This window comes from Arthrobacter sp. ov118, assembly GCF_900116495.1.
In the GTDB taxonomy this organism is placed as follows: Bacteria; Actinomycetota; Actinomycetes; order Actinomycetales; family Micrococcaceae; genus Arthrobacter.
Window position 1 is genome coordinate 918,535 of sequence record NZ_FPAY01000001.1, and the last position, 12,817, is coordinate 931,351.

Sequence of the window (12,817 nt, forward strand, 5' to 3'; positions counted from 1 at the left end):
TAGGCTGGCCCGCCGGACTGTCCCTGCGCGAGGATCTCCTTCCTATCGATGCCCCCCGCAGCCCGGCCCCTCCGGGCAGCGGCAGGCACCTCAGACTTTGCTTCCCTGTGATTCGAACAAAGGAGTTATACCCATGTTTACCGGCTTGAGTGCCTTCCCCCTGACCCCTCTGGCACATGATGCTATCGACGAGCATGCCTTCGTTCGCCTGATCGAACGGCTCTCGGAGGCCGAGGTTGACTCCATCACCGCGCTCGGATCCACCGGCTCCTACGCGTACCTGAGCAGCGAGGAACGAAGCCGCGTCGCCCGTCTTGCCGTTGGGCACGCCGGCGGGAGACCCGTGTTCGTTGGTGTCGGTGCGTTGCGGACCTCGGAGGTCCTCGCGAACGCTGAAAAGGCAGAACAGGCAGGGGCTTCCGGGCTCCTGCTGGCTCCGATGACCTATCAGCCCCTCACCGAAGATGATGTGTTCGAACTCTTCCGGACCGTCACCGCGAACTCGTCGCTGCCCGTCATCGTCTATGACAACCCGGGCACCACCCACTTCACCTTCACGACCGAACTCTACGGACGCATCGCGGAACTGCCCGGAATCGCTTCCATCAAAATCCCCGGTGTACCGTCCGATCCGGAACAAGCACAGGCGCGGGTGCAGGAAATCCGGGCGGCCGTCCCTGCTCATGTCACTATCGGCGTTTCCGGCGATGCCAGGGCCGCCGCCGGACTGGCCGCCGGGTGCGATGCCTGGTACTCGGTCATCGGCGGCATCTTGCCCGCCCTGGCGATGCGGATCACCCGGGCCGCCCAGGAAGGGCGGATCTCCGACGCGTCCGCCGAGTCCGAACGGCTTGCACCGTTGTGGCAGTCGTTTGCCGAGTCTGGCGGGAGTATCCGGGTTGTTGCGGCAATAGCGGAACAGTTGGGACTGGCATCACCATCGTGCCTGCCTCTTCCCATCCAAGGATTGACCGAGAAGCAGCGTGCCCATGTTGGCAGGATTGTCGATGAGCTCGGGCTCAACCCGTAGCGCCGGCCTCGGCGTTCCCTGCAGGGAGGACCGCCGGGCCGGGGCGCTGGCCCGCTACGTCTTCGCCGCGACCCTGGTTCGCAGCGCAGACGGGGGCGCAGTGGTCGCCATTGTGCTGCTCGCCCACGCCTGCGGGATGCCGGGCTGGCTGGCCGGGCTCCTCGGAGCATCAATCACCGCACCCCACCTGCTCGGCCCGTTCATCGCACGACGCCTCGACACAGCACGTGACGGACGAAGGGTCATCGCGTGCTCCGCCGTCCTCCACGGCGTGCTGCTCGGTGCTGCCGCCCTGCTCCTGCCCGTCGCCTGGGCGGTCTGGCCAGCCATGCTGCTCTTTGCCTCGGGCATCTTCGGGCCGATGCTCACCGGTGGGATCAGCAGCCGCCTGCCCTCTATCGCCGGCCCCGGGCAGCGCAGCCAACGCAGAGCACAAAGCTGGGACGTCGCAATCTACGGGCTCAGCGGCACCCTCGGCCCGGCAGCAGTGGCATGGATCGCGGCAGCATCCGACGCACTCACCGCGACACTGGTTCTGGCCGGAGCCGCCGTCGTTGGTGCGGGAGCCGTCCTCGCACTGCCCAGGCAAGAGCCACTCGACGAGGCAGTCGACGTACCATCACCGGGACGAACACTGAGCATCATCTGGGAACGCGGTCCGCTTCGCCGTACACTCGGGCTCACCGTGACCGTCGCATTCTCGGTCGCCGCGTTACCGATCTATGCCGTTGCCACAGCTCCTGCGTTCGGCGGGACCGCAGCCGCCGGAACACTGGTCGCAGCCTACGGGATAGGGAATCTTCTCGGATCGGCAGGGCTGATGGTCCGGCCCCTTCGCCGCGACGCAGACCCACTCATGAGCTCCCTCGCAGCACTCGTCGCGGCAACGCTGATACTGGTGATGCTTACCCCGACACTCCTCACATCCCTCATGGCCTTCGGCCTGGCAGGGATCGCGAACGCAATGTTCTTCGCGGCAACACTCGCCGCGCGAAGTGAATACGCACCCGTCGAAGCGCGCGGCCAAATCTTCATCTGGGTAGGCGCACTAAAGATCGCCGCAGGATCAGCCGGAACAGCTGCCGCGGGCGCAACCATCGCACAAACCGCCTGGGCACCGCTCCTGCTGGCCACAGCCCTCACAGCAATTGCCGCGGGCGCAAGCATCATCGAGCGATCCCGCCCACGCTCGTCCAGGCGCTAGCCCGCCTGATTTCAACAAACACCCTTCCCCCGGCCAGCAGCACCGCGGCGAGTGCACCAGAAGCACGGCAAAAGCGCCGCGGGCTTAAGTGGCCGATGGGGAGGGCTTCTCTGGGTTCCTCCCGCCGACGTAGAATCGTGCTGGACAAGGAGCGCCGGCCGGCGCAGCGCCACGGCGAATCCAAGGAGGATCCCTATGGGCCATGCAACGACCAGCCCTGAGGCTGCCGCCGCCGCACAGACCCTGTTCCGGGTCGCCCTCGGAGGCGTGCTCATCGCTCACGGATCCCAGAAACTCTTCGGGTGGTTCGGCGGAGGAGGAATCGAAGGCACCAGCAAGGGCATGCACGCTATGGGCTTTCGCCCAGCAAAACCCAGTGCCATCCTCGCAGGCGTGGGTGAAGCAGGAGCCGGAGTTGCCCTGGCTCTGGGACTGGCCACTCCGGCCGCGGGCGCCGCCGCTGCCACCACGATGGGCGTCGCGGCTAGCGTCCATGCCCCTAACGGCTTCTTCGCCACAGAGGGCGGCCTTGAGTACCCCGCAGTGCTGGGCCTGGCGGCAGCATCGTTCAGTATCGGAGGGCCCGGACCCTTCTCCCTTGACTCGCTCACCGGTCATATCCTGGACCGGCCCTGGATGCGGGCGGCTGCCTTAGCCGTGATACCGGCAGCCATCGGGATCCAGATCTACCGCCGGCGTACAGCCCTGGCCAACGACACGGTGGCGCCGGATTCCGGAACCCCGGTGGAAGAAGGCTCAGCCCATCCCGACACGCCTTAGGCACCCATGCAGTGGCCAACCACGCCACTGATTCAGCAGTGTCCTAGGGGGAATCTGCCGCGCGGGGTCAGCGCCAGCCGAGCTGCGGCGCCACATACTTCAGGATCGACTCGATGACGTGGGCGTTGTAGTCGACACCGAGCTGGTTCGGGACCGTGAGCAGTAGGGTGTCTGCCGTGGCGATCGCCTCGTCCTCGGCCAGCTTCGCGGCCAGCTCGTCCGGCGCACCCGCGTAGGAACGGCCAAAGATCGCGCGCGTTTTCTCGTCGATGTTGCCCACCTGGTCAGAGCTGTAGCGGTCGCGGCCGAGGTATTGCCAGTCACGCTCGTCCGTCAGTGCGAAGATGCTGCGGCTGACCGAGACGCGCGGCTCCCGCTCGTGCCCCGCCTCCTTCCAGGCCTGCCGGTAGAGCTCGATCTGCTCGGCCTGCTGGACGTGGAAGGGCTTGCCGCTCTCGTCATCCTTGAGCGTGGAGCTCTGCAGGTTCATGCCGAGCTTCGCCGCCCAGATGGCCGTGGCGTTCGAGCCGGAACCCCACCAGATGCGCTCGCGCAGGCCCTCCGAGTGCGGCTCCACGCGCAACAGGCCCGGAGGGTTCGGGAACATCGGGCGGGGGCTCGGCGCCGCGAAGCCCTCGCCAGTGAGCACCTCGAGCAGACGCTCGGTGTGCCTGCGGCCCATGTCGGCCTCCGACTCGCCCTCGGCGGGGGCGAAGCCGAAGTGACGCCACCCGTCGATGACCTGCTCGGGTGAACCCCTACTGATGCCCAGCTGCAGCCGGCCGCCCGAGATCAGGTCGGCCGCACCGGCGTCCTCCGCCATGTAGAGCGGGTTCTCGTAGTGCATGTCGGGGTTGGTGCACTGGGTTTCACTGGACAACTGTAGCGGCCCCACCTACGTGCTCTGGAGCTTGGCCGACCGGCTGCTCGTGCGCCGAACCGCCCTGTACACAACCGGAAACCCACGCCCCTTGAAAACGCTCCCTGATGGCCTACGAGCACTGAACCGAATAGGACTTAACTATCCAGAGGAGATTCAGATTGATGCAGCCGAGCAAAGGGCGATTTTGATATCTTTGCGGCGAGGGTGGCGGTGGGGCGCGCGATGGCGTTGCGAACCTGCTCGGTCGGGCAAGGAAAGCCGTTAAGGTCATCTATTAGGGACGCCTCGAATGGGATCGCCTTCTGGAGTAGGTCACGGACCCTCTGAACGCTCGAATTGGCACCTTGGAGCATGGAGAAATCGCTCGACTCGTCAACCAGAGAGAGGTTCGCCAGATTGAATTGGTAAACGCAGATGAGAGCGTAAAGGTAATTATCGACTAGTCGATATTCCAAGGTGTCCTCGGGATGCGTTGACCACTGCCGATGGTAGTTGCGGAGTTTCTCCTCGGCGGGAGCCCAACTATGGAACGCCGCCGCGCAGATGTGGAAGGGCAACCGACCGTTCGGCCCGATTTGGCGCGAGTCCAGGAGGCTAAGCGAACTATCGTTCGTGATCCGGTATCTATCAAGTTCCGAAGGGATTGCCGGATTAGCTATTTCAGGGGGCGCGTCCGCAACGGCACTTCGCAAGCGTGAGTTGAAGTCCGTGCCCCAGGGAATCACTATTGTTCGCCAAGATCGGTCCTGGACAAGAAAGCTCGACGTGGTCATGACGTTAGCTTACGGGTTCGGCTCAATTCCGGTAGTTCGTGGTCCGGAGAATGGAAGCGGCGTTGTTGACGCGAGGATATCCAGGACTGATTTTAGTAACGCTTTGCCCACTTGCCGCGGACTGCGCCGCCCAGAGAAGGCACGCCTCCGGTACACCCTTCGACCGATTCATGCGTCGAATCGATCACCAATAGCGCTGCATTTGATACACCTTGGAAATACCGATCCGCTTAGTAACGTAGCGTAACTTCAGCACGAGCGCCCCGCCACCTTGGGAGGTGGCGGGGCGCTCGTGCTTTTTACTTGGACGGCGCGGCGCCGAGGCCAATGCCGCTCGGACCCGATATCGGTCTGGTTCTTACGCCCTCGCCGCCTGATCAGGCCCCGGCCTGCGCTTCCAAGTCAATGAGCTGCCGACGAGGTCCGGCTCCACCGATAAGCCGGCGCACCTCGTCCCTGGTGGCGCGGGCTTGGGCCACTGCCCTAGCGCATGTCGATCACGCCGGTACCGATCTCGATGCGGCTTGTCCGTGCCCCGATCGCAGCGAGCAGCGGGAACGGGGAGGCGTATTGCTGCGCGAAGTGGTGCACGCGGAAGTAGGCGCCGTTCGCCCCCAGCTCCTCGGCCGCGACCGCGACCGCGAGGTCGATCGCCTGCAACAGCGCGTCCGACGCGCTGCGCGTGCCGGACTCCGGGTGGTCGGTCCAATGGCCGAAGGACAGGAATCCGATGTTTTTCACACCACAAACCAACATGGTGGCGGGGGTTCTTATTCCAGCGGGGCCTCAGCCTCGCACCCATCGCGGCCCGGGCCGCCCCCGCTAGGGCCGGAGATGCGGCCCGCCCGCCGCCTCCCTTAAAAGAACGACTCCATCGCGGCCTTGATCGCGCACGCGCCGACCCTGCCCATCGATTCCGGGAGCCCGCGGGTGAACAAGAAAGTCACACCCAAAGCAACATTTCTTGCCTGTTGCCTTGCAGGCATCACAGGTTGCATACTAAGCAAAGTAATTTGGATCACTTAAGAGAACCCGCCGGTCCAGCCGACGATCGTCGTTCGGCCGGCAAGGCATTCCAGACTGGAAGTGGAGAACTTTGAGCCTGCAATTAACACCGGAAGAAGTCACTTCTGCGGCGGAGCGGATCGTAGCGGCCTATTCCGCCATGGATGAGGGCGCATATTTCGCCGCTTTTGATCCACAGGCCACCTTCATCTTCCATGGGTCCCCTGAACGGCTCACCTGCCGGGAAGACTACGAAGGGCAGTGGCGCATCTGGGTGTCCGAAGGATGGAAGGTGATCGGCTGCCACAGCAGCGACCCCTCCATCCAAATCTATGGCCCAACCGCGGTTTTTTCCCACAGCGTGACAACCACCACCGAAGAGCAGGGTCAGCAGGCAACCACCAAGGAACGGGAAACGATCGTGTTCACCCGGGCCGGCTCCGACGGGATCCTAGCCGTGCACGAGCACCTCTCACTCAATACTTTCTGACCACGGAGTCAAGCAATGACGACAGAAGCATCCGACCGGCCCAAGGCACGGCCTGGCGCACCCTTGATCGAGATCCGATCGATCGACTGGGTTCCCGACAACGAACGGCACGGCAAGCTATGGCACCAGACGCCGCTGTGGTTTCTGGGCAACTTCCAATACTTCTCCATCCCCATCGGTTTCATCGGTCCCTCGATGGGCCTCTCCATGGGGTGGACGGTCGTCGCGAGCATCCTTGGCATCGCGGTCGGAACGGTGTTTATGGCCTTCCACGCCTCCCAAGGACCCACCATGGGCCTTCCGCAAATGATCCAGTCGCGGGCCCAGTTCGGTTATAGGGGCGTGGTGATTCCCTTGTTTGCCACTTTGTTCACCTATGTGGCTTTCAACGTCGTTGACACGGTGCTCCTCAGCGAGGGCTTAAACAGCGCCTTCGGCTGGAACCCTGCCATCATCGCCGTCGTCGCGGCCCTCGGTGCGGCAGCGCTGGCGATCTTCGGCCACGACTGGGTCCACAAGGCCTTCCGCGTGCTGCTCTACGTCTCCCTGCCGCTCATGCTGATCCTGACCATCGGAGTCATCACCGGCAACGCCGGCGGAGCCGAAAGCACCACTGTGTATGGCTTCAACTGGGGTGCGTTCATGGCGCAGTTTGCCGCGGCGGCGGCATACAACATCACGTACGCACCTTACGTTTCCGACTATTCCCGCTACCTGCCGGCCAAGACGAGAAGCCGGTCCGTCATCGCCGCTGTCTTCTTCGGGGCATCCTCCTCTGCGATCTGGCTGATCATCCTCGGCGCCTGGCTGGCGATCCGGCTCGGTGCCACCGACGGCCTCGCCGGGCTCCAGCTGGCCGGGAACACCGTTTTCATCCACCTCGGCGACGCCACCGCGCTGCTTTCGGCCCTTGCCCTGGCCGCCACCATGGGGATGAACGCCTACGGCGGGATGCTCACCGTGCTGACCACAATCGATTCCATCCGTCCCATCAAACCGACCCGCAAAGCCCGGATCATCACCATTCTCATCCTGACGGCGGTGTGGTACCTCATCGCCAGCACGATCACCTCCGGCGCCGTCGCCACAGTCTTTTCCGCCCTGACCTTGATGCTGTACGTTCTGGTGCCGTGGACGGCGACGAACCTGGTCGACTACTTCCTGGTCCGCAAGGGCCACTACGCCATCACCGACCTGTTCACCCCCAAAGGCATCTACGGAGTCTGGGCCTGGCGTGGCCTGCTCGCCTTCGCCATCGGCCTCCTCGCCGAAATCCCCTTCATGGTGCTGCCCCAGATCGGTCCCTGGAGTTACACCGGGCCAATCGCCGGTGCCCTTGGCGGGGTCGACATCGCCTGGCTCGTCGGACTTCTAGTCACCTCGGTGGTCTACTTCCTGTTCAGCCGGTCGCTGGACCTGACCGACGAGCGCGCCGCCGTGGCCCGCAGCGAGCAACAACTCGGCCACGGAGCGGCAGCAGCGACGATCGGGCACTAGTAACGGCAACAGCACACTCCTGACAGACACGAAGGAAGTCTTGGAACCATGACAACCACCTCTGCGCCCGTTACGTCGGACGCTGTCATCTTCCGAAGCAACGCCGGACTGGGCGTCGAGCCCATCCACGTAGCACCGCCCGGGCGCGGCCAGATCAGGGTCGACGTCCGGGCCACCGGCGTCTGCCACTCCGACCTGCACATCGTCAACGGCGACTGGCCCGCCAACAAGCCACTTGTCCTGGGCCACGAAGCTGCCGGAGTGGTCACGGACACCGGACCGGAAGTGGACGGGCTGGCCGTGGGCGACCATGTCGTGCTGTCCTGGTTCGCCCCATGCGGGCGCTGCCTCAACTGCGCGGCCGGGCGGGCCTGGCTGTGTACCGGGACCAAGGCGTTGGAGAACACCCTGCCCGACGGGTCGACCGCCTATACCGACGCCGAAGGGCACGGGCTCTGGCCGTATCTGGGGCTGGGGACCTTCACCAAGAGCGTCATCGTCCCGGAAACCGCAGCGATTGCCGTCCCCCAAGAGCTGCCCTTCGAGGTCGGAGCACTCCTGGGCTGCTCCGTCACCACAGGGGTGGGGGCCGTGGTGAATACGGCCAGGGTGCCCCTCGGATCCTCAGCTGTCGTCATCGGCTGCGGCGGCGTCGGGTTGTCCATCATCATGGGCCTGAAGCTCATTGGCGCCAACCCCATCATCGCCGTCGACCTCTCCGCCGATAAGCTCGCCAAAGCGGCCAGCCTCGGTGCCACCTCCACGCTCCGCGGCGACCAGGTTGATGTGACCTCCTACCTGCAAGAACACTTCGGAGGGGTCGACTTCGCCTTCGAGGCCATCGGCCGTGTGTCCACCATTGAGAGCATGCCGTCCATGCTGGCTGCCGGGGGCACCGCAGTTCTGGTCGGCATGACCGCCGCCGGATCCCGCGCATCCATCGACCCGTTCGATCTGGCAGACCAGGGCAAAAGCATTCTGGGCTGTAACTACGGCTCCAGCGTTGCCAAAATCGACATCCCCAAACTCGCCAACCTCTACCTCGCCGGCCGGCTGCCGTTGGATGGGCTCATCGGCCGGATCCGGCCCCTCGACGAGGCCGCAGCGGCCCTGGAAGATCTGCGCCAAGGCAAGGGTCTGCGCTCAATTCTCATCCCGTCCTGATGACGAAGCGAATTCTCTCCCGGATCACCGCACGATCTCGTATGGGTGGCAACCGCGAACGATGCAGCATCTCCTGACTCGGGCCTGATCAGAACCGAGGAACCGTAAACCTCAAGCGGACGACGGCGGGACTTCCCGCGGCGTCCGCATGCATTTTGGTGAGGTGCTTTACAGCGCGGACCAGCCGCCGTCGGAGGCGAGGATGGCGCCGTTGATGTTGGTGCCGTCGTCGCTGAGCAGGAAGGTGATGGAGGCGGCGAGCTGCGCGGCGGTGGCGGGGGTGGGGACGGCGGCCTGCATCAGCGGGCCGAGGCGTTCGGCGGCGAGCTGGGACCCCCAGGTGGCCACGATGTTGATGATCTCCCGTTGATCTGACTCCCTCCATACCCTTGAAATGACGACCAAAATAGCCCATCATTTCGCCTCATGGTGGAACCACCTACCGATCAGCACGCAAAGCGAGGAAAACGGTGAAGCAGTGTCCTATCTCCGGCGACGGCGTCGCGGCCTGCCAACGCAGTTTAGATCCGTGCGATTCCCCCGGGACTCTTACGATCAACCAGTTACTACTTGAGAGCCGCATCGGGCTCCAGCGTGTTCACGCTTCGGAGCTTGAGCGGGAGATGGCAGCGGGCGCCCTTGTTGTCGACACACGCCCGGTCGATCAGCGAGACCGCGACGGTGATCTTCCGGGAGCCGTCGTCATTGACCGAAACGTTCTCGAGTGGCGGCTCGATCCTTCCAGCCCCCACCGGCTCCCGATCGCTGACGACCCCGCTCGGCAGATCGTGGTCGTCTGCAATGAGGGCTACAGCTCCAGCCTCGCTGCACACACCCTGCAACGGCTGGGGCTGACCCGTGCGACCGACCTTATCGGCGGTTTCCAAGCCTGGGCAGCACTGCGCAAGCCGTCCGACTAAATAACCTGCCTGCGCTAGCGTCATCAATGATACGAAATCCAGGATGACACCATCGACCTGCGTGTTACCGAGGGCTAGTGAACGCCGTCCGGAGCAGGTCCTCTTGCCTCTACATTTGGTCCTTCGATGATGTTCACAGGGATTGCTTCTGGCTCTAGGCTTGGACAACGAGCGAACCGAAGGAGACCCATGTCTACCCCCAGTGATGAGCAGAACACCGGCGGCGGGGAAATCATCATCCCCGAGGAAGACGCACTACCCACGCCGACCCGCACCGGCCACGGGAAAATGCCCGAGGACATCGATGACGACGTCTATGAGAAGGCCGCAGAGCAGGAACGTGTTGCCTCGGGTCTTACCGACTACGCCCCGAGCGACATTCCGCCGGCCACTGACCCGCTTCCGCCGGAAGCCTCCGAGGCAGCTGATCTCGCCCAGCGCGGACTACTGGAAGACTCAGAAGATACGGAATAGGTTCCTACCGGCCCCTTCACCGCGGCCCTTGGCGTAGCACGCGTGATCTGGAAGGGTGGAGGAATGACCTTCTACATCGAATACAGCGTCCCCACGGAAGGACAAGAGGGAGCGGAGATCCCTGTCAGTGACCAGGAATCCGGGTACACGGTTCCATTAACCGAAACAGATGCTCCTGTAGTTCGGGTAAACCAGCTTCCGGCCAGAAGTTCCGTGACCGGAGCGGACCTGGACGGAGCCAAGACCGCTGCCGAATTGGTCCTCAGTCACAGCAAGGCCAAAGAGGCCAAGTTGTTCGAAGACGAAGAGGGCCGTCTGGAGTCCGGCAGTGGCAAGCTCACCTCTGTCTTCAACGAGGGCGAAGGATGGACGGATGTCTGACCGGGCGGCTTCCTAGCGCTTGGGCATTGAAATGATCCGGTTGAAAACCCCAGGCAGCGCTCCGCCGCGGGCCCCGTGGGGCGGCAAAAGCCCTGGCAGTGTCTGTCAGACACCCCCCACTTGTTCGACGGTCGCGGACCAGCTGTCGAGCAGGCGCAGGGCGTCCTCGGCGGCTGAGCCGGGTACGGCACTGTAGACGAGGTCTGGCTCGACCCGATCACGCTGCCCCACGAACCCGACCAGACGATGATCGCCGCGAACGTCCGGTTCGCCCCCGCGCCTTACAACGGCCGCTAACCAGCCCGAACCGCGGTATCCGCACCCCGCGCCAGAAGTCGGCCACGAAGCAAGTGGCGGCGTGACCCTGGTCATTGCTTCCACAGAACAGCAGCAAGCTAGAAGATCTGCCTGTGCACGCCGGCCGCGTCACCCCAGAACACGTTGCCCGCGGAGGTGACGGACACCCCGAGAGCGTCGGATCCGATGACGCTCGAAAAGTTCCCGCTGGGGAGGACGAAATGGAGGAAACAGGACGATGAACCGCACTGGCTCCACGCCTGCGCACCGCCCGCGGTAAACCCGTTGCTCGATATCGAGGTGGGCGGAAGGCCGGCGCTGGACGGGAGCGTGGTGATGGTGGAACCAACCTTCAGCTTGACTGCCCCGCCCTGCTCGCCCCAATAAACGCCGTTCGACACCACATGCAGCGCCGTCACCCGGCTCGCCGCCGTGACGATGGTTCGCAACGAGGGAGTGGTGATGGCTGTGCCGGCGGTCGGTACGAACCGGATGTCATTCACCGATGCATAGATCAGGTTTGCGCCCTGCAAAGCCACACCGGCGGTCGGCGTGTTTGGCTGGCTCGGGTCCAGCACGGTGATGGCACCACCGCCGATCGGCATCTTACGCACCGAGGAGACATCCTGCCAGTAGAGGTTGACCCCGTCGGTAACGAGGTTGCGGTGGTTGTTGAAGACGTCGATGTTCGTCAGCGTGGCCAGAACCGTCGCGGCTCCTCCGGCCAGGGGGATGCGCTCGATCGTGACGGTGGCGCCCCCATGTGTCGCGAAGAAATAGCCGAAGAAGGCGCCGCCCACCTGTGCGAACACGATGTCGCCGAACCTCGCGCCCAGCTCGGCGTGAAGCAGGATCTCCTGCCCGGGGACCGCGCTCTGAGCCATCCTCCACACGGTGCCGAAATTAGCGTCGTGGGAGGTGAAGTAGAGGTTGCCGGTCGACAGGATGAGCCCGTCAGGCTGCCGGTACGAGACCAGTCCAGTGGTCAACGCCGCGGTCGTCGGACCACTTTCAGTCCCTTCATGGCTAACTGCGCCAACCTCCTGGGAAGAATTGGTGTGATCAGGGTTCGTCATGCTGTCCTCCTTGCAGTGTTGACGGAATTGCCGAACGCCTGATGACGCCCACTCCTCCGGCCGCTGCCGGCTTCCGGAATGCTGCGCTGACCGGACCCGTAGCCGGGGGCAAACATGCCGACGTCCGCCGCCGGCCAGCAGACCGAAGATTCTTGAATCAGCATGGCCTGCAAGCGTTACAACGGCGTTATCAACGGTGTGCATGCCCGGTCCCGCGGTGCCTGTGCCACGGACCGACTCCTCTTCAACTTCCGGGCCATCGTCGCGGAATTCGAGGCCGACCTGATCCGCACGGACCCGGGAGGGCATGGCGGTCGCCAAGGCAAAGTGCCCGCTTCCGTGGGAAGCACGGTTCACCATTTTCGCGCCTGCTCCGCGGACAAGGGTTGTGTCGCCGACCTCCAGCAACCGGTGACCCGGGGCAAGGCCAACATCGCCCGCGAACGCCCTCCGCCCCTTGTTGCCCCATGGATCGCCTGCTCGCGGATCCCTCAACGGAGCAGCGCCGTTAGACCTCCGCCACCGGAGCGCGAACTGCGCCGCATACAGCGCCACGTACGCCTCGCCGGCGGCCTGGGGCCTGGGGCCCGTTCATCACGGCCGAGTTTTTGGTCAGGCCGACGACGGCGTGCTTGGACGCGGTGTAGGCGGCGCCGGCGGCGCACCCGCGACACCTTCCGGGCACTCCCCTGCCGCGAAACCTCCATACAAATGCTGAGCTCCCCGATTCGCGTCGCTGAGCGGCCCCCGAGATGCCGCCGGCGTCGCTGCTGCCGGCTTGAAAGCAGACACGGCCCTCGATTCCACTGAGGCCCTCTTGACGCCCTCCCCTCCCCATGAAAC

The 12,817-nt window shown here is 64.3% G+C and carries 13 protein-coding genes and 2 pseudogenes; 9 read left to right on the forward strand and 6 right to left on the reverse strand.

Features of this window, described 5'->3' with window-relative positions:
• Positions 1-133 precede the first annotated feature (133 nt).
• The 3 genes from BM372_RS04290 (at position 134) to BM372_RS04300 (ending at position 3,014) form a co-directional block, all read left to right on the forward strand.
• Positions 134-1,030 carry a dihydrodipicolinate synthase family protein gene (locus BM372_RS04290; protein ID WP_090952285.1) on the forward strand — a complete coding sequence of 299 codons (897 nt, stop codon included), beginning with the start codon at positions 134-136 and terminating at the stop codon, positions 1,028-1,030.
• Positions 1,008-2,234, forward strand: a complete 1,227-nt coding sequence (locus BM372_RS04295; RefSeq protein WP_090952288.1) for an MFS transporter — start codon at positions 1,008-1,010, stop codon at positions 2,232-2,234. Before BM372_RS04290 ends, BM372_RS04295 begins: the two co-directional genes overlap by 23 nt.
• 195 nt (positions 2,235-2,429) lie before the next feature.
• Positions 2,430-3,014 carry a DoxX family protein gene (locus BM372_RS04300; protein WP_090952291.1) on the forward strand — a complete coding sequence of 195 codons (585 nt, stop codon included), beginning with the start codon at positions 2,430-2,432 and terminating at the stop codon, positions 3,012-3,014.
• Positions 3,015-3,081: 67 nt separating this feature from the next.
• Here the strand turns inward: BM372_RS04300 and BM372_RS04305 are convergent, their stop codons facing one another.
• Entirely contained in the window at positions 3,082-3,861 is a 780-nt protein-coding gene (locus BM372_RS04305) for an LLM class flavin-dependent oxidoreductase (RefSeq protein WP_256214058.1), read from the reverse strand.
• A 1,295-nt stretch (positions 3,862-5,156) separates the two neighbouring features.
• A pseudogene (locus tag BM372_RS04315) lies at positions 5,157-5,411 on the reverse strand (LLM class flavin-dependent oxidoreductase); the annotation flags it as partial.
• Between the two features lie 355 nt (positions 5,412-5,766).
• On the opposite strand from BM372_RS04315, the gene BM372_RS04320 reads away from it, so the two are divergent.
• The 3 genes from BM372_RS04320 to BM372_RS04330 are packed head-to-tail and all read left to right on the forward strand — an operon-like array spanning position 5,767 to position 8,826.
• A complete protein-coding gene (locus BM372_RS04320) occupies positions 5,767-6,165 on the forward strand; it encodes a nuclear transport factor 2 family protein (protein ID WP_090952296.1) in 399 nt (132 codons plus the stop codon).
• A 15-nt stretch (positions 6,166-6,180) separates the two neighbouring features.
• The gene (locus tag BM372_RS04325) at positions 6,181-7,662 is read left to right on the forward strand and encodes a purine-cytosine permease family protein (RefSeq protein ID WP_090952299.1); all 1,482 of its coding nucleotides are present in this window, start codon (positions 6,181-6,183) and stop codon (positions 7,660-7,662) included.
• 48 nt (positions 7,663-7,710) lie between these two features.
• Positions 7,711-8,826, forward strand: a complete 1,116-nt coding sequence (locus BM372_RS04330; protein WP_090952302.1) for an alcohol dehydrogenase catalytic domain-containing protein — start codon at positions 7,711-7,713, stop codon at positions 8,824-8,826.
• A gap of 168 nt (positions 8,827-8,994) precedes the next feature.
• Here BM372_RS04330 and BM372_RS04335 read toward each other — a convergent pair whose 3' ends face one another.
• A complete protein-coding gene (locus tag BM372_RS04335) occupies positions 8,995-9,174 on the reverse strand; it encodes a hypothetical protein (RefSeq protein ID WP_371261696.1) in 180 nt (59 codons plus the stop codon).
• Positions 9,175-9,296: 122 nt separating this feature from the next.
• Between BM372_RS04335 and BM372_RS04340 the strand changes: the two genes are divergently transcribed.
• The 3 genes from BM372_RS04340 to BM372_RS04350 all read left to right on the forward strand — a co-directional run bounded on the left by BM372_RS04340 (position 9,297) and on the right by BM372_RS04350 (position 10,601).
• Positions 9,297-9,746, forward strand: coding sequence for a rhodanese-like domain-containing protein (locus tag BM372_RS04340; protein ID WP_090952306.1), 450 nt, complete (start codon positions 9,297-9,299; stop codon positions 9,744-9,746).
• 189 nt (positions 9,747-9,935) lie between these two features.
• Complete coding sequence (locus tag BM372_RS04345; RefSeq protein ID WP_090952310.1) at positions 9,936-10,220, forward strand: hypothetical protein; 285 nt, start codon at positions 9,936-9,938, stop codon at positions 10,218-10,220.
• A 63-nt stretch (positions 10,221-10,283) separates the two neighbouring features.
• The gene (locus BM372_RS04350) at positions 10,284-10,601 is read left to right on the forward strand and encodes a hypothetical protein (RefSeq protein ID WP_090952313.1); all 318 of its coding nucleotides are present in this window, start codon (positions 10,284-10,286) and stop codon (positions 10,599-10,601) included.
• A 105-nt stretch (positions 10,602-10,706) separates the two neighbouring features.
• On the opposite strand, the gene BM372_RS20960 is transcribed toward BM372_RS04350, so the two are convergent.
• The 3 genes and pseudogenes from BM372_RS20960 to BM372_RS20965 form a co-directional block, all read right to left on the reverse strand.
• Positions 10,707-10,832 (reverse strand): hypothetical protein, encoded by a 126-nt coding sequence (locus BM372_RS20960; protein ID WP_256214024.1) that lies wholly within the window; start codon positions 10,830-10,832, stop codon positions 10,707-10,709.
• A gap of 164 nt (positions 10,833-10,996) precedes the next feature.
• Positions 10,997-11,974, reverse strand: coding sequence for a hypothetical protein (locus BM372_RS04355; RefSeq protein WP_143111425.1), 978 nt, complete (start codon positions 11,972-11,974; stop codon positions 10,997-10,999).
• A 583-nt stretch (positions 11,975-12,557) separates the two neighbouring features.
• A pseudogene (locus tag BM372_RS20965) lies at positions 12,558-12,644 on the reverse strand (short-chain dehydrogenase); the annotation flags it as partial.
• Positions 12,645-12,817 lie beyond the last annotated feature (173 nt).